General features: G+C 66.9%; 16 protein-coding genes. 13 read left to right on the top strand and 3 right to left on the bottom strand.

Going from position 1 to position 15250, the window contains the following annotated elements; genetic code table 11:
* Nucleotides 1–304: 304 nt before the first annotated feature.
* Nucleotides 305–1081 (bottom strand): enoyl-CoA hydratase, encoded by a 777-nt coding sequence (locus Q3A80_RS27305; RefSeq protein WP_446331929.1) that lies wholly within the window; start codon nucleotides 1079–1081, stop codon nucleotides 305–307.
* Between the two features lie 129 nt (nucleotides 1082–1210).
* On the opposite strand from Q3A80_RS27305, the gene paaN reads away from it, so the two are divergent.
* The 5 genes from paaN (at nucleotide 1211) to paaK (ending at nucleotide 6835) form a co-directional block, all read left to right on the top strand.
* A complete protein-coding gene (gene paaN / locus Q3A80_RS27300) occupies nucleotides 1211–2917 on the top strand; it encodes a phenylacetic acid degradation protein PaaN (RefSeq protein WP_446331928.1) in 1707 nt (568 codons plus the stop codon).
* Between the two features lie 87 nt (nucleotides 2918–3004).
* Complete coding sequence (gene pcaF, locus Q3A80_RS27295; RefSeq protein WP_446331927.1) at nucleotides 3005–4207, top strand: 3-oxoadipyl-CoA thiolase; 1203 nt, start codon at nucleotides 3005–3007, stop codon at nucleotides 4205–4207.
* 45 nt (nucleotides 4208–4252) lie between these two features.
* Nucleotides 4253–5044 (top strand): 2-(1,2-epoxy-1,2-dihydrophenyl)acetyl-CoA isomerase PaaG, encoded by a 792-nt coding sequence (gene paaG / locus Q3A80_RS27290; protein WP_446331926.1) that lies wholly within the window; start codon nucleotides 4253–4255, stop codon nucleotides 5042–5044.
* A 1-nt stretch (nucleotide 5045) separates the two neighbouring features.
* Complete coding sequence (gene paaI, locus Q3A80_RS27285; protein WP_446331925.1) at nucleotides 5046–5498, top strand: hydroxyphenylacetyl-CoA thioesterase PaaI; 453 nt, start codon at nucleotides 5046–5048, stop codon at nucleotides 5496–5498.
* A gap of 38 nt (nucleotides 5499–5536) precedes the next feature.
* On the top strand, nucleotides 5537–6835 hold the full coding sequence (gene paaK / locus Q3A80_RS27280; protein ID WP_446331924.1) for a phenylacetate--CoA ligase PaaK: 1299 nt from the start codon (nucleotides 5537–5539) through the stop codon (nucleotides 6833–6835).
* A gap of 131 nt (nucleotides 6836–6966) precedes the next feature.
* Here paaK and mltA read toward each other — a convergent pair whose 3' ends face one another.
* A complete protein-coding gene (mltA, locus tag Q3A80_RS27275) occupies nucleotides 6967–8091 on the bottom strand; it encodes a murein transglycosylase A (protein ID WP_446331923.1) in 1125 nt (374 codons plus the stop codon).
* A 28-nt stretch (nucleotides 8092–8119) separates the two neighbouring features.
* Here mltA and Q3A80_RS27270 point away from each other — a divergent pair, with 28 nt between their 5' ends.
* Nucleotides 8120–8263, top strand: a complete 144-nt coding sequence (locus Q3A80_RS27270; protein ID WP_446331922.1) for a hypothetical protein — start codon at nucleotides 8120–8122, stop codon at nucleotides 8261–8263.
* A 16-nt stretch (nucleotides 8264–8279) separates the two neighbouring features.
* On the opposite strand, the gene apaG is transcribed toward Q3A80_RS27270, so the two are convergent.
* Complete coding sequence (gene apaG / locus Q3A80_RS27265) at nucleotides 8280–8654, bottom strand: Co2+/Mg2+ efflux protein ApaG (protein WP_057924835.1); 375 nt, start codon at nucleotides 8652–8654, stop codon at nucleotides 8280–8282.
* A gap of 177 nt (nucleotides 8655–8831) precedes the next feature.
* Between apaG and rpe the strand changes: the two genes are divergently transcribed.
* The 7 genes from rpe to Q3A80_RS27230 all read left to right on the top strand — a co-directional run bounded on the left by rpe (nucleotide 8832) and on the right by Q3A80_RS27230 (nucleotide 15244).
* Entirely contained in the window at nucleotides 8832–9518 is a 687-nt protein-coding gene (gene rpe / locus Q3A80_RS27260; protein WP_006482066.1) for a ribulose-phosphate 3-epimerase, read from the top strand.
* 4 nt (nucleotides 9519–9522) lie between these two features.
* Nucleotides 9523–10293: a phosphoglycolate phosphatase gene (locus tag Q3A80_RS27255; RefSeq protein ID WP_446331921.1), complete on the top strand. Its 771-nt coding sequence runs from the start codon at nucleotides 9523–9525 to the stop codon at nucleotides 10291–10293.
* Between the two features lie 358 nt (nucleotides 10294–10651).
* A complete protein-coding gene (gene trpE, locus Q3A80_RS27250; protein ID WP_269507827.1) occupies nucleotides 10652–12145 on the top strand; it encodes an anthranilate synthase component I in 1494 nt (497 codons plus the stop codon).
* Between the two features lie 13 nt (nucleotides 12146–12158).
* The gene (locus tag Q3A80_RS27245; RefSeq protein ID WP_446331920.1) at nucleotides 12159–12758 is read left to right on the top strand and encodes an aminodeoxychorismate/anthranilate synthase component II; all 600 of its coding nucleotides are present in this window, start codon (nucleotides 12159–12161) and stop codon (nucleotides 12756–12758) included.
* A gap of 13 nt (nucleotides 12759–12771) precedes the next feature.
* Nucleotides 12772–13803, top strand: coding sequence for an anthranilate phosphoribosyltransferase (trpD, locus tag Q3A80_RS27240; RefSeq protein ID WP_446331919.1), 1032 nt, complete (start codon nucleotides 12772–12774; stop codon nucleotides 13801–13803).
* A gap of 29 nt (nucleotides 13804–13832) precedes the next feature.
* Nucleotides 13833–14618: an indole-3-glycerol phosphate synthase TrpC gene (trpC, locus tag Q3A80_RS27235; protein WP_446331918.1), complete on the top strand. Its 786-nt coding sequence runs from the start codon at nucleotides 13833–13835 to the stop codon at nucleotides 14616–14618.
* Nucleotides 14618–15244: a CYTH domain-containing protein gene (locus tag Q3A80_RS27230; RefSeq protein WP_446331917.1), complete on the top strand. Its 627-nt coding sequence runs from the start codon at nucleotides 14618–14620 to the stop codon at nucleotides 15242–15244. Before trpC ends, Q3A80_RS27230 begins: the two co-directional genes overlap by 1 nt.
* Nucleotides 15245–15250: the final 6 nt, after the last annotated feature.

The raw sequence follows: 15250 nt of genomic DNA, 5'->3' as shown, positions 1-15250 counted from the left end.
CGCTCGTCAACAACTTTCTGAACTGCTTCGTTGCGACGGCGAGGGGTTCAGCTTCGTGTGCCCAGAGGCCGCTACAGCAACCCCAACCGCACCGCTTCCCTTCTTCCTTCGCGCCGCGTTTCCGGTAGCGCGAAAGAGGCGTGATTCTAAGCACCCACCCCACTCCGCGCAACCCCTTCGTGAAAATATTTTGAAAAAGCCCCCGTGCGCTACCGCGCACGGGGGCTTGGGCTCATTGATCCGAGGCAGTCACCGTGGCAAGCGATCTCCGTCGCCCGCCCCGCACACTGCTACCGCAGCCCAATCAGCGGTGCTTGAACACCGGCTTGCGCTTCTCGACGAATGCTGCCATCCCTTCCTTCTGGTCTTCAGTCGCGAACAGCGAATGGAACAATCGACGCTCGAAGTGGACGCCTTCCGCCAGCGTCGTCTCGTACGCACGGTTCACCGACTCCTTGACCATCATGACCGCTGGCAGCGAGAACTCGGCGATCGTCGTCGCTGCGGCAATCGCTTCATCGAGCAGCTTGTCGGCGGGCAGCACACGCGACACGAGCCCGGCCCGTTCCGCCTCGGCCGCGTCCATGAAACGCGCGGTCAGGCACATGTCCATCGCCTTCGCCTTCGACACCGCGCGCGGGAGGCGCTGCGTGCCGCCCGCGCCCGGCATCACGCCCAGCTTGATCTCGGGCTGGCCGAACTTGGCCGTGTCGGCCGCGAAGACGATGTCGCACATCATCGCAAGCTCGCAGCCGCCGCCGAGCGCGAAGCCCGCCACGGCCGCGATGATCGGCTTGCGGATCTCGCGGACGGTCTCCCAGTTGCGCGTGATGTAGTCGCCGCGGTAGACATCCATATAGGAATAGGTGGCCATCATGCCGATGTCGGCCCCAGCCGCGAACGCCTTCTCGCTCCCCGTCACGACGATTGCGCCGATCTCGTCGTCCGCGTCGAACGCCTTCAGCGCTGCGCCCAGCTCGTCCATCAACGCATCGTTCAGCGCGTTCAGCGCCTTCGGACGATTGAGCGTGACCAGCCCGACTCGCCCCCGGGTCTCCACCAAGATGTTCTCGTAAGACATCTATTTCTCCTCGATCAATGAAATGAGAAACGCCTCGCACACGCGAATAGTTTGATGCTACCATTCTCCGACCAACCGGTCGGTTAATTAATCGATCCGATCCCTCTCAATGTCCATCAGGCCGCCGTCATGACCCATGCACTGTTCACGAAGCACGAAGACACGCTGAATCACGCCCTCGCCGCCATCGAGAGCCGCGGGTACTGGAGCCCGTTCGCGGAAATGCCGAGTCCCAAAGTGTACGGGGAAAGCGCCAGCGCCGATGGCGAAGCTGCGTTCAACGCACACCTCGGCGGCACGTTCGCGCTCGACCAGCCGCCATCCGGTGGAACCGTCGGCGCGGAGCAGTCGCCGTACGGGATCAAGCTCGGTATCCGCTACCCGAAATCGACGCCCGACGAGCTAATCGCCGCCGCCGCGGCTGCCCAGCGGGCATGGCGAGAAGCCGGCCCGAGCGCCTGGATCGGCGTCAGCCTGGAAATCCTCGCGCGGCTGAACCGCGCGAGCTTCGAGATCGCGTACAGCGTGATGCACACCACGGGCCAGGCATTCATGATGGCGTTTCAGGCCGGCGGCCCGCACGCGCAGGATCGCGCGCTCGAAGCGGTCGCCTATGCGTGGAGCGAGCTGCGCCGCATCCCCGCCGACGCGCACTGGGAGAAGCCGCAAGGCAAGAACCCGCCGCTCGCGATGCACAAGCGCTATACGATCGTCCCGCGCGGCACCGGGCTCGTGCTCGGCTGCTGCACGTTCCCGACGTGGAACGGCTACCCCGGCCTGTTCGCCGACCTCGCGACCGGCAACACGGTGATCGTCAAACCGCACCCGGGCGCAATCCTGCCGCTCGCCATCACCGTCCGCATCGCCCGCGACGTGCTGCGCGAAGCCGGCTTCGATCCAAACGTCGTCACGCTGCTCGCGACCGAGCCGAACGATGGCGCGCTCGTGCAGGAACTCGCGGTGCGCCCGGAAATCAAGCTGATCGACTTCACGGGCAGCACGCAAAACGGCACGTGGCTCGAACGCCATGCCCACCAGGCCCAGGTGTACACGGAGAAGGCGGGCGTCAACCAGATCGTGATCGACTCGACCGACGACCTGAAAGCCGCGGCCAAGAACATCGCGTTCTCGCTGGCGCTGTACTCCGGCCAGATGTGCACGGCACCGCAGAACATCTACGTGCCGCGCGACGGCATCCGGACGGCCGATGGCCATGCGAGCTTCGACGAAGTCGCGCAGGCGATCGCCGTCGCCGTGCAAAAACTGACCGGCGACCCGGCGCGCTCGGTCGAACTGATCGGCGCGATCCAGAACGATGGCGTGACCGCGCGCATCGACGACGCCCGCAAGCTCGGCCGCGTGCTGGCCGACAGTCAGACCCTTCAGCACCCCCTGTTCGCCGACGCTCGCGTGCGCACGCCGCTCGTACTGCAACTCGACGTGGCCGACCGCGCGAAATTCACGCAGGAGTGGTTCGGCCCGATCTCGTTCGTGATCGCGACCGACTCGACCGCGCAGTCGCTCGCTCTCGCCGGCGACATTGCCGCCGAGCATGGCGCGCTGACGCTGTCCGTCTACAGCACCGACGACAAGATCGTCGACGCCGCGCACGATGCGGCGGTGCGCGGCGGCGTCGCACTGTCGATCAACCTGACGGGCGGGGTGTTCGTCAACCAGTCGGCCGCGTTCTCCGACTTCCACGGCACCGGCGCGAATCCGGCCGCGAATGCTGCGCTGGCCGATCCGGCGTTCGTCGCCAACCGGTTCCGCGTGGTGCAAAGCCGCGTCCATGTTGCACCGAAGGCGGTGCCCGCGGAAGCCGGCCAGACGGCATAACCCGAATGGCCGACGTGCAAACGCCGCCACGTTCTCTACCATGAACGAATCCGCCACCCGGCGGGTTCGTTGCACATCGACACACCCATGACCGACGCCTACATCTGCGACGCGATTCGCACCCCCATCGGCCGCTACGGCGGCGCCCTGAAAGACGTTCGAGCCGACGATCTCGGCGCGGTGCCGCTGAAGGCGCTGATCGAGCGCAACCGCGACGTCGACTGGTCGGCGGTCGACGACGTGATCTACGGCTGCGCGAACCAGGCCGGCGAGGACAACCGCAACGTCGCGCGCATGTCCGCGCTGCTCGCGGGCCTGCCGACCGACGTGCCGGGCACGACGCTGAACCGGCTTTGCGGTTCGGGGATGGACGCGGTCGGCACCGCCGCCCGCGCGATCAAGGCCGGCGAGGCGCGGTTGATGATCGCGGGCGGCGTCGAAAGCATGACGCGCGCGCCGTTCGTGATGGGCAAGGCCGCCAGCGCATTCGCGCGCCAGGCGGCGATTTTCGACACGACGATCGGCTGGCGTTTCGTCAATCCGCTGATGAAACAGCAATACGGTGTCGATTCGATGCCGGAGACGGCCGAGAACGTCGCGGTCGACTACAACATCAGCCGCGCCGACCAGGACCTGTTCGCGCTGCGCAGCCAGCAGAAGGCCGCGCGCGCGCAGCAGGACGGCACGCTCGCGGAGGAAATCGTCCCGGTCACGATTGCGCAGAAGAAAGGCGATGCGCTCGTCGTGTCGCGCGACGAGCATCCGCGCGAGACCTCGCTCGAAGCGCTTGCGAAGCTGAAGGGCGTCGTGCGCCCGGACGGCTCGGTGACGGCCGGCAACGCGTCGGGCGTGAACGACGGTGCATGCGCGCTGCTGCTCGCCAACGCGGCAGCCGCGGATCAGTATCGGTTGCGCCGCCGCGCCCGCGTCGTCGGGATGGCGACGGCCGGCGTCGCGCCGCGCGTGATGGGCATCGGCCCGGCACCGGCCACGCAGAAACTGTTGCGCCAGCTGGGGATGACGATCGACCAGTTCGACGTGATCGAGCTGAACGAAGCGTTCGCGTCGCAAGGCCTCGCGGTGCTGCGCATGCTCGGCGTCGCCGACGACGATCCTCGCGTGAACCCGAACGGCGGTGCGATTGCGTTGGGCCACCCGCTCGGCGCGTCGGGCGCCCGGCTCGTGACGACGGCGCTTCACCAGCTCGAGCGTACGGGCGGCCGCTTTGCGCTCTGTACGATGTGCATCGGCGTCGGCCAGGGCATCGCGATCGCAATCGAACGCGTGTAACCGTCGCGCCGCGCGCCTATAACGAAGTCATGAAGGAGACACTGCATGTCATATCAGGCGATCCAGCTGGAGTTCGATCAGGCGGCCCGCGTGGCCACGATCATCCTTAACCGCCCGGACAAGCTGAACAGCTTCACGCGGGCGATGCACCGCGAACTGCAGTCGGCGCTCGATGAAGTCGAATCGGGCGGCGCGCGTGCGCTGATCCTGACGGGTGCAGGGCGCGGCTTCTGCGCAGGGCAGGACCTGGCCGACCTCGACTTCACGCCGGGCGCATCCACGGATCTCGGCGCGCTGATCGAAGAATATTTCAATCCGCTGATCCGCCGCCTGCAACGCATGCCGATTCCGGTGATCGCCGCCGTCAACGGCACCGCGGCCGGCGCCGGCGCAAATCTGGCGGTTGCGTGCGACATCGTGTTCGCCGCGCGATCGAGCAGTTTCATTCAGGCCTTCGTGAAGATCGGGCTCGTGCCCGATTCGGGCGGCACCTGGTTCCTGCCGCAACGTGTCGGCATGGCGCGCGCGCTCGGGCTCGCGCTCACCGGCGACAAGCTCGGCGCCGAGCAGGCCGAGCAATGGGGCTTGATCTGGCGTGCGGTCGACGACGATGCGCTCGCCGCGTCGGCCCGTCAGGTCGCGAACCAGCTCGCGCAGCAACCGACGCTGGCGATCGCGGCGATCAAGCAGTCGATGCGCGACAGCGTCACGAACACGCTCGACCAGCAGCTCGACCTCGAGCGCGATCTGCAGCGCAAGCTCGGCCAGTCGTACGACTACGCGGAAGGCGTGAAGGCGTTCATCGAGAAGCGCGCGCCGCGCTTCGAGGGGCGTTGACATGACCGCGTCCATCGACACGCTCGATCCCGATGCGCTCGCCCGTGCGACGGCGCGGGCCATGTACGACGCGGATGCGTGCAGTCGCGCGTTCGGCATGGAAATCATCGAAGTGCGCGCAGGCTACGCACGCCTGCAGATGCGCATCCGGCCTGAATTCCTGAACGGACACCAGACCTGCCACGGCGGCATCATCTTCACGCTCGCCGACTCGACGTTCGCATTCGCGTGCAACTCGTACAACGCGAATACCGTCGCGGCGGGCTGCTCGATCGAATACCTGCGCCCCGTCCACGGCAACGACTTGCTCACAGCCGAGGCGATCGAGCAGACGCGCAGCGGACGGCACGGCATCTACGACATCCGGGTCACGAACCAGGCAGGTGAAACGGTCGCGATGTTCCGCGGCAAATCGGCCCAGATCAAGGGCACGGTCCTGCCGGAAGACCGCTGACGTCCATGGCTCGCCGATAACAAACACTGGAGACACGCATGACTACCCCGCTACCGCTCGAGCCGATCGAGACCGCGTCACGCGACGAGCTGACCGCGCTGCAGCTGGAGCGCCTGAAATGGTCGCTGCGGCACGCGTACGAGCACTCCCCCGTCTATCGCCGCAAATTCGACGAAGCGGGCTTGCATCCCGACGACCTGCATACGCTCGCCGATCTCTCGCGCTTCCCGTTCACGACCAAGAGCGACCTGCGCGACAGCTATCCGTTCGGGATGTTTGCCGTGCCGCAGGACCAGATCTCGCGCATTCATGCGTCGTCCGGCACGACCGGCAAGCCGACCGTCGTCGGCTACACGGCACGCGACATCGACACGTGGGCGAATCTCGTCGCGCGCTCGATCCGCGCGGCCGGCGCGCGTCGCGGCGACAAGGTTCACGTCAGCTACGGCTACGGACTCTTCACCGGCGGGCTCGGCGCACACTACGGCGCAGAGCGCGCAGGGCTGACGGTGATCCCGTTCGGCGGCGGCCAGACCGAGAAGCAGGTGCAGCTGATCCAGGATTTCCGGCCCGACATCATCATGGTGACGCCGAGCTACATGCTGTCGATCGCCGACGAGATCGAGCGCCAGGGCCTCGATCCCGCGCAGAGTTCGCTGCGCATCGGCATCTTCGGCGCAGAACCGTGGACCAACGACATGCGCGTGGCCATCGAGCAGCGGATGGGCATCGATGCGGTCGACATCTACGGGCTGTCCGAGGTGATGGGCCCGGGCGTCGCGTCGGAATGCGTCGAGACCAAGGACGGCCCGACCATCTGGGAAGACCACTTCTATCCCGAAATCATCGACCCGGAGACCGGCGCGGTGCTGCCGGACGGCGAACTCGGCGAGCTGGTGTTCACGTCGCTGACGAAGGAGGCATTGCCGATCATCCGCTACCGGACACGCGATCTCACGCGCCTCCTGCCCGGCACCGCACGCACGATGCGCCGGATGGAAAAGATCACCGGGCGCTCGGACGACATGATGATCGTGCGGGGCGTCAACGTCTTCCCGACGCAGATCGAGGAACAGCTGCTGAAGCAGCGTGCGCTCGCGCCGCACTACCAGATCGTGCTGACGAAGGAAGGCCCGCTCGACGTGCTGACGCTCAACGTCGAGCCGTGTCCCGAAACGGCGCCCGACACGGCGGCGATCGATGCGGCGCGGCAGGCGCTTGCGTACGACATCAAGTCGCTGATCGGCGTGACGGCCGTGATCAACGTGCTGCCCGTGAACGGGATCGAACGCTCGGTCGGCAAGGCGCGCCGCGTGATCGACAAGCGCAAGGGCTGATACCGGCCCGCGCCGCTGTCCGAGCGTCGCGCAGCAGCAAGCGCGCACAAAAAAACAGCCCGACCGGTCAACGGTCGGGCTGTTTCGCTTCAATGTTCCGGGCTGTACGCGGGCGCGGGCGCCGCGTCGCTTCACGAATTCGGGAACAGCAGCCACATCCGGCCGACTTGCTTCATCCGGCCGGCCAGATCGCCGGCGTCGTCGCCGAGCCCCCAGAAGTAGTCGGCCCGCACGCCGCCCTTGATCGCGGAACCCGTATCCTGCGCGAACACGAGCCGGTTCATCGGCGTATTCGTCAGCGGACGCGTGGTCTGCAGGAACACGGGTGTGCCGAGCGGGATCGACGAAGGATCGACCGCAATCGAACGCTCGGGCGTGAGCGGCACGCCGAGCGCGCCGATCGGGCCGTCCGCGCCGCCATGCGGCGCATCTTCCTTCGTCGGCATGTCGCGGAAGAACACGAAGCGCGGATTCGTGTCGAGCAACGCGTCGACGCGCGTCGGGTTCGCCTTGGCCCACGCCTTGATGCCCTGCATCGTCGCCTGCGCGGGCGTCAGCTCGCCGCGATCGAGCAGCCATTTGCCGATCGAGCGATACGGCTGGTTGTTGGTGCCGCCGAAGCCGACGCGCATCACCGAGCCGTCGTCGAGCAGCACGCGCCCCGAGCCCTGCACCTGCAGGAAGAACGCCTCGATCGGATCGTCGACCCACACGAGTTCGTTGCCGTTCAGGATGCCGGCGCGCTCGAGCTGCGCGCGCGCGGGCAGCGCGGCGCCGGCGCGATAGCCGGCCGGCCAGCGGTACAGCGCGTACTGGTAAGGGCCGCGCCGCACGCGCGAGCCGTGCAGCAGCGGCTCGTAATAGCCGGTCACGAGCCCGTCGAGCGTGCCGTCGGTGTTCGCCAGCTGAAACGGTGTGAAATACGTTTCGAAGAATGCGCGCGCGCTGCCGACGTCGAGTTCGTCGAGGCGGTCGGCGGCCGCGCACGCGCGCTGCCACGCCGGCTGGCGCGCGAGCCGCACGCAGTTCTGCCGCAGCGCAGCCGTCGCGCCGATCAGCGAATCGTCCTGCCAGCCCGGCACCTGCTGCCACGCGACCGGCGTCAGCCGCTTCGCGGCCACCTGCCCCGGCACGATCGCCGCGCCGGTCGGCGGTTTCAGCGCCGACGTCCGCGTCGGCGCGCCGCCGCACGCGGCGAGCAGTGCGGCCGCCGCTGCCGCGGCAGCCCAGCCGGCCACCCTGGGCCCAAACCACATACAATGTCCGTTCTTGATGGAAACCGCCATGTCAGATTTTCTCGACCAATATCCGATGCTCATCTTCGCGCTCGAGGCCTTCGTAGCGCTTGCCCTGCTGATCTTCATCGTCGTGTGGACGTCGTCGGGCAGGAAGAAGCACGCCCGCGGCAACGATCGCCGGCTGCGCTGAGCGCCGCACGCTCGACTCAATGCAGCGTGCGCGGCATGTGCAGCGCAAACTCGTCGACCGGCGCGTCGAACCGCTCGCCGTCCTCCGCCACGCAGAAGTACGCGCCGCGCATCGTGCCGACCGGCGTCGCGATCACGGCCCAGCTCGTGTATTCGAACTGTTCGCCCGGCTGCAGCAGCGGCTGGTGCCCGACGACGCCGAGCCCCTTCACTTCCTGCACGTGGTTCTCGCTGTCCGTGATGATCCAGTGACGCGCGATCAGCTGCGCCGCGACCTGCCCGGTATTGCGGATGGTCAGCGTGTACGCGAATGCGTATTGACGCCGATCGGGGTCGGATTGTTCCGGCAAGTAGCTGGTTTTCACCGAAACGGTGAACTGATACTGACTCATGGTGTTTCCGTTCTAGGTAACCGCCCGCGCCGACTCGAGCGGCCGGGCCGCGGGCGCGCCGCACTGGTTCGGCATTCTATGCGCAATCGGGTCGCTACCGCACGGCCCGTCGCCGCGCAGCGGGTCGCCGGGCGGTAGAATGGCGGTTTTGCGCCGCAGCGTCCCCGCTCCCCTGTCATGACTCAATTCCGCATCGCTCCCAGCATCCTGTCGGCCGACTTCGCACGGCTCGGCGAAGAAGTCCGCAACGTGGTCGCAGCCGGCGCCGACTGGATCCACTTCGACGTGATGGACAACCATTATGTGCCGAACCTGACGATCGGCCCGCTCGTCTGCGAGGCGATCCGCCCGCACGTGCAGGTGCCGATCGACGTGCATCTGATGGTGCGCCCGGTCGACCGGATCGTGCCCGATTTCGCGAAGGCCGGCGCGAACCTGATCAGTTTCCACCCGGAAGGCTCGGACCATATCGACCGGACGCTGTCGCTGATCCGCGATCACGGCTGCAAGGCCGGCCTGGTGTTCAACCCGGCCACGCCGCTGAACTATCTCGACCACGTGATGGACCGCCTCGACTTCGTGCTGCTGATGTCGGTGAACCCGGGCTTCGGCGGCCAGTCGTTCATCCCGGAAACGCTGAACAAGCTGCGCGAAGCGCGCGCCCGCATCGACGCGTACACGGAGCGCACCGGCCGCGAGATCCTGCTCGAGGTGGACGGCGGCGTGAAGGCCGACAACATCGCGGAAATCGCGGCAGCCGGCGCGGACACGTTCGTCGCGGGCTCGGCGATCTTCGGCAAGCCCGACTACCGCAAGGTGATCGACGAGATGCGCGCGGCGCTCGCGACCGTCGAGCGGAGCTGACGCCGTGGCCGATTCCTCGCTCGCCGATTCGTCTCTCGCCGGCCGTACCCCGGCCGAAGCCACCGGCCCGGTCCGTTTCGCGGCGCCGCGCATCGACGCGGCGCTGATCGACCTGGACGGCACGATGGTCGACACGGCCGACGATTTCACGGCCGGGCTGAACGGGATGCTCGCGCAACTCGGCGCGCCGGCCACGTCGCGCGACGAGGTGATCGGCTACGTCGGCAAGGGCTCCGAGCATCTGATCCACAGCGTGCTGAAGCCGCGCTTCGCCTCCGACGAAGCGCGTGCGCGCTTCGACGATGCGCTCGCGATCTACCAGACGGAATACGCGAAGATCAACGGCCGGCACACGCGCCTCTATCCCGACGTCGCGGCCGGTCTCGATGCGTTGCGCGCGGCCGGCATCCGGCTCGCGTGCGTGACGAACAAGCCGCATCGCTTCGCGGTCGAGCTGCTCGAGCAGTACGGACTGATCGACCGCTTCGGCATCGTGCTCGGCGGCGACAGCGTCGCGCGCAAGAAACCCGATCCGCTGCCGATGCTCACCGCGTGCGACGCGCTCGGCGTCGCGCCGGATGCGACGGTCGCGATCGGCGACTCGGAAAACGATGCGCTCGCGGGCCGCGCGGCCGGGATGGCGACGCTGACGGTGCCGTACGGCTACAACCACGGCAAAGCTATACAAACGATAAATTCGGATGGTATAGTCGATTCGTTGCTGGTCGCAGCACGCGCGATCGCCGCGCACAACGCCGGCCGGCCAACCATCTGATTATTTCTTCCATCCGCATGTTTCTGAATAAAAAACGGAGTCTGAGCAGCATCGACCGGGGAGCCTGGCCCTGGCGTCGCTGGTCGCGCTGACCTCTTCGATGAGGTACGCTGAAGCACGTCTTCAGCGCCGTTTTTTATCTCGCTGCGCATCCGCGCGCCGATCGTCGCACCACCTCGAGTACTACCGCGTCCGAACGCTTGCGTTCAGGAACGGCCGCAGGCTCGCGACGTTCACGCCCGGAGTGCCGGCCGGCAACAGGCACTTCTCGATCGACCGCCCTTTCGCCGACGGCCACGCGCGCAGCGTCAAGTGATCCCCGGCGCACTCCGCCGCTCGTCCCGAACAGGACCGGAACATGACCGAACTCGAATTCCAATCGCTCGCGAACGAAGGCTACAACCGCATCCCGCTGATCGCGGAAGCGCTCGCCGACCTCGAAACGCCGCTGTCCCTCTACCTGAAGCTGGCCCAGCCCGAACGCGCGGGCGCCAACTCGTTCCTGCTCGAGTCGGTGGTCGGCGGCGAACGCTTCGGCCGCTATTCGTTCATCGGCCTGCCGGCCCGCACGCTGGTGCGCACCCGCAACGGCGTGTCCGAAGTGGTGCGCGACGGCCAGGTCGTCGAGACGCACGACGGCGATCCGTTCGAATTCATCGAATCGTTCCAGGCGCGCTTCAAGGTCGCGCAGCGCCCTGGCCTGCCGCGCTTCTGCGGCGGCCTCGCCGGCTATTTCGGTTACGACGCGGTGCGCTACATCGAGAAGAAGCTCGCGAACACCGCACCGCGCGACGATCTCGGCCTGCCCGACATCCAGTTGCTGCTCACCGAGGAAGTCGCGGTGATCGACAACCTCGCCGGCAAGCTCTACCTGATCATCTATGCGGATCCGGCCCAGCCCGAGGCTTACACGAAGGCGAAGCAGCGCCTGCGCGAGCTGAAACAGCGGCTGCGCACGACGGTGCAGCCGCCCGTCACGTCGGCGAGCGTGCGCACCGAAACCTTCCGCGAGTTCAAGAAGGACGACTACCTGGCCGCCGTGCGTCAGGCGAAGGAATACATCGCGGCCGGCGAGCTGATGCAGATCCAGGTCGGCCAGCGGCTGACGAAGCCGTACCGCGACAATCCGCTGTCGCTGTATCGCGCGCTGCGTTCGCTGAATCCGTCGCCGTACATGTATTACTACAACTTCGGCGATTTCCACGTGGTCGGCGCATCGCCGGAAATCCTCGTGCGCCAGGAAAAGCGCGGCGACGATCAGATCGTCACGATCCGGCCGCTCGCCGGCACGCGTCCGCGCGGCAACACGCCCGAGCGCGACGCCGAACTCGCGACCGAACTGCTGAACGATCCGAAGGAAATCGCCGAGCACGTGATGCTGATCGACCTCGCGCGCAACGACGTCGGCCGCATCGCGGAAATCGGCTCGGTGCAGGTCACCGACAAGATGGTGATCGAGAAGTACTCGCACGTGCAGCACATCGTCAGCTCGGTCGAAGGCAAGCTGAAGCCCGGCATGACGAACTACGACGTGCTGCGCGCGACGTTCCCGGCCGGCACGCTGTCCGGCGCGCCGAAGGTGCGCGCGATGGAACTGATCGACGAGCTCGAACCGATCAAGCGCGGGCTGTACGGCGGCGCCGTCGGCTACCTGTCGTTCTCGGGCGAGATGGACCTCGCGATCGCGATCCGCACGGGCCTGATCCACAACGGCAACCTGTACGTGCAAGCGGCGGCCGGCGTCGTCGCCGACTCGGTGCCCGAATCCGAATGGCAAGAGACCGAGAACAAGGCGCGCGCGGTGCTGCGTGCGGCCGAACAGGTCCAGGACGGCCTCGATAGCGACTTCTGACCGGAGACTGACCATGCTGCTCATGATCGACAACTACGACTCGTTCACCTACAACCTGGTCCAGTACTTCGGCGAACTGGGCGAGGACGTGCATACGTACCGCAACGACGAAATCACGCTCGACGACATCGCGCGCCTGAACCCCGACACCATCTGCCTGTCGCCGGGCCCGAGCAACCCGCAGCATGCGGGCATCACGCTCGACGTGCTGCGCGAATTCGCGGGCAGGAAGCCGATCCTCGGCGTCTGCCTCGGCCATCAGGCGATCGGCGAAGCGTTCGGCGGCCGCGTCGTGCGCGCGAAGACCATCATGCACGGCAAGGTGAGCCGGATCGAAACCGACTGCCGCGGCGTGTTCGCCGACCTGCCGAAGCATTTCGACGTCACGCGCTATCACTCGCTCGCGATCGAACGCGAATCGCTGCCCGACTGCCTCGAAGTGTCCGCGTGGACCGACGACGGCGAGATCATGGGCGTGCGTCACAAGACGCTGCCGATCGAAGGCGTGCAGTTCCATCCGGAGTCGATCCTGTCGGAGCACGGCCATGCGCTGCTCGAGAATTTCCTGAAGCAGCATCGCGCAGCGGCCCACGCCGCCGCACCGGCCGCCTGACGGGAGACGCACGATGACGATTACCCCGCAGGAAGCGCTGCAGCGCACGATCGAGCACCGCGAAATCTTCCACGACGAGATGCTGCACCTGATGCGGCTCATCATGCGCGGCGACATGTCGCCGGTAATGGCGGCCGCGATCATCACCGGGCTGCGCGTGAAGAAGGAGACGATCGGCGAGATCGCCGCCGCCGCGACCGTGATGCGCGAATTCGCGAACCACGTCGAAGTGCAGGACAACTCGAACTTCGTCGACATCGTCGGCACGGGCGGCGACGGCTCGCACACGTTCAACATCTCGACCGCGTCGATGTTCATCACCGCGGCGGCCGGCGCGAAGGTCGCGAAGCACGGCAACCGCGGCGTGTCGAGCAAGTCCGGCAGCGCCGACGTGCTCGAGGCGCTCGGCGTGAACATCGACCTGCAGCCGGACCAGGTCGCCGCGTCGATCGCCGAAACCGGCATGGGCTTCATGTTCGCGCCGAACCATCATCCGGCGATGAAGAACATCGCGGCCGTGCGCCGCGAGCTCGGCGTGCGGACGATCTTCAACATCCTCGGCCCGCTGACCAATCCGGCCGGCGCGCCGAACCAGCTGATGGGCGTGTTCCACCCCGATCTCGTCGGCATCCAGGTGCGCGTGATGCAGCGTCTCGGCGCGCAGCACGTGCTGGTCGTGTACGGCAAGGACGGCATGGACGAAGTGTCGCTCGGCGCCGCGACGCTCGTCGGCGAATTGCGCGACGGCAAGGTGCACGAATACGAAATCCATCCGGAGGACTTCGGCCTGCAGATGGTGTCGAACCGCACGCTGAAGGTGGAAAATGCCGAGGAATCGCGCACGATGCTGCTCGGCGCGCTGGACAACCAGCCGGGCGTCGCACGCGAGATCGTCACGCTGAACGCGGGCACCGCGCTCTATGCGGCCAATATCGCCGAATCGATCGCGGACGGCATCCAGCTCGCCCGCGAAGCGATCGCGAGCGGCAAGGCGCGCGCGAAGGTCGACGAACTCGTGCGCTTCACGCAGCAGTTCAAGCGCTGACTCCCCTTACGAATCAAGCAGGAACCCACATGAGCGACATTCTCGACCGAATCATCGCCGTCAAGCGCGAAGAAGTCGCGGCGGCCATGCGCAGCACGCCGCTCGAGGCACTGAAACTCGAAGCATCGGCGCGCGACCTGCGCGACTTCGTCGGCGCGCTGCGCGCGAAGCAGGCAGCCGGCCAGGCGGCGGTGATCGCCGAAGTGAAGAAGGCGAGCCCGTCGAAGGGCGTGCTGCGCGAGCATTTCGTGCCGGCCGACATCGCGCGCTCGTATGCGGCGCACGGCGCCGCGTGCCTGTCGGTGCTGACCGACGAACAGTTCTTCCAGGGCAGCGTCCGCTATCTGCAGGAAGCGCGCGCGGCCTGCACGCTGCCGGTGCTGCGCAAGGACTTCATCGTCGACGCGTACCAGATCCTCGAAGCACGCGCGATGGGCGCCGACGCGATCCTGCTGATCGCGGCCGCGCTCGACACGCCGCTGATGCAGGAACTCGAAGCGTATGCGCACTCGCTCGGCCTTGCCGTGCTGGTCGAAGTTCACGACCGCAACGAGATGGAACAGGCGCTGACGCTGAAGACGCCGCTGCTCGGCATCAACAACCGCAACCTGCGCACGTTCGAGACGACGATCCAGACCACGCTCGACATGCTCGACATGATTCCGGAAGACCGCATGGTCGTGACCGAGTCGGGCATCCTGTCGCGCACCGACGTCGACACGATGCGCGCGGCGAACGTGAACGCGTTCCTCGTCGGCGAGGCGTTCATGCGCGCCGACCAACCGGGCGAGGAACTCGCGCGGATGTTCTTCTGATGGCGATCGAAAAGGAAATCAAGCTCGCGCTGCCGGCCGGCCAGACCGATGCGGCGCGACGCTTCTTCGAGACGCTGACCGGAGAAGCCGGCGACGTCATCGTGCTCGCGAACGTCTACTACGACACGCCCGAGCTCGCGCTCGCCCGCTCGAAGAGCGCGGTGCGCGTGCGCCGCACGCCGCATGGCTGGCTGCAGACCTTCAAGACGGTCGGCAGCGCGGAAGCCGGCCTGCATCGCCGCCACGAATGGGAGTTGCCGGTCGCCGGCGATGCGCTCGAAATCGATGCGCTCATCGCCGCGTGCGACGTGCCGGAGGCCGCGGCCGCGCTGCGCGACGCGGCGCCCGCGCTGCACGCGCTGTTCCGGACGGATTTTTCGCGTACGCTGTGGCGTATCGCAATCGGCGGCGCGACCGTCGAGGCCGCGGTGGACGTCGGCGAGATCGTCGTCCACACGGAACACGATACGCGCCGCGAACCGATCAGCGAAATCGAACTCGAACTGATCGACGGCCCGGAAGCGGCGCTCGCGACACTCGCCGCCGAATTGCAGCAGGCGCTGCCGGGCCTCGCCCCCGAAAACATCAGCAAGGCGCAACGCGGCTACCGGCTGCGCGCGCAATAAACCCGC

This window comes from Burkholderia sp. SR8, assembly GCF_052851275.1.
The sequence above is the reverse complement of the archived record's forward strand: the minus strand, read 5'-3'. Positions and strand labels throughout refer to the sequence as shown.

Coding starts and splice junctions, on each gene's coding strand:
- Q3A80_RS27305 (WP_446331929.1), bottom strand. CDS start 1,081: ATGTCTTACGAGAACATCTTGGTGGAGACCCGGGGGCGAGTCGGGCTG.
- paaN (WP_446331928.1), top strand. CDS start 1,211: ATGACCCATGCACTGTTCACGAAGCACGAAGACACGCTGAATCACGCC.
- pcaF (WP_446331927.1), top strand. CDS start 3,005: ATGACCGACGCCTACATCTGCGACGCGATTCGCACCCCCATCGGCCGC.
- paaG (WP_446331926.1), top strand. CDS start 4,253: ATGTCATATCAGGCGATCCAGCTGGAGTTCGATCAGGCGGCCCGCGTG.
- paaI (WP_446331925.1), top strand. CDS start 5,046: ATGACCGCGTCCATCGACACGCTCGATCCCGATGCGCTCGCCCGTGCG.
- paaK (WP_446331924.1), top strand. CDS start 5,537: ATGACTACCCCGCTACCGCTCGAGCCGATCGAGACCGCGTCACGCGAC.
- mltA (WP_446331923.1), bottom strand. CDS start 8,091: ATGTGGTTTGGGCCCAGGGTGGCCGGCTGGGCTGCCGCGGCAGCGGCG.
- Q3A80_RS27270 (WP_446331922.1), top strand. CDS start 8,120: ATGTCAGATTTTCTCGACCAATATCCGATGCTCATCTTCGCGCTCGAG.
- apaG (WP_057924835.1), bottom strand. CDS start 8,654: ATGAGTCAGTATCAGTTCACCGTTTCGGTGAAAACCAGCTACTTGCCG.
- rpe (WP_006482066.1), top strand. CDS start 8,832: ATGACTCAATTCCGCATCGCTCCCAGCATCCTGTCGGCCGACTTCGCA.
- trpE (WP_269507827.1), top strand. CDS start 10,652: ATGACCGAACTCGAATTCCAATCGCTCGCGAACGAAGGCTACAACCGC.
- Q3A80_RS27245 (WP_446331920.1), top strand. CDS start 12,159: ATGCTGCTCATGATCGACAACTACGACTCGTTCACCTACAACCTGGTC.
- trpD (WP_446331919.1), top strand. CDS start 12,772: ATGACGATTACCCCGCAGGAAGCGCTGCAGCGCACGATCGAGCACCGC.
- trpC (WP_446331918.1), top strand. CDS start 13,833: ATGAGCGACATTCTCGACCGAATCATCGCCGTCAAGCGCGAAGAAGTC.
- Q3A80_RS27230 (WP_446331917.1), top strand. CDS start 14,618: ATGGCGATCGAAAAGGAAATCAAGCTCGCGCTGCCGGCCGGCCAGACC.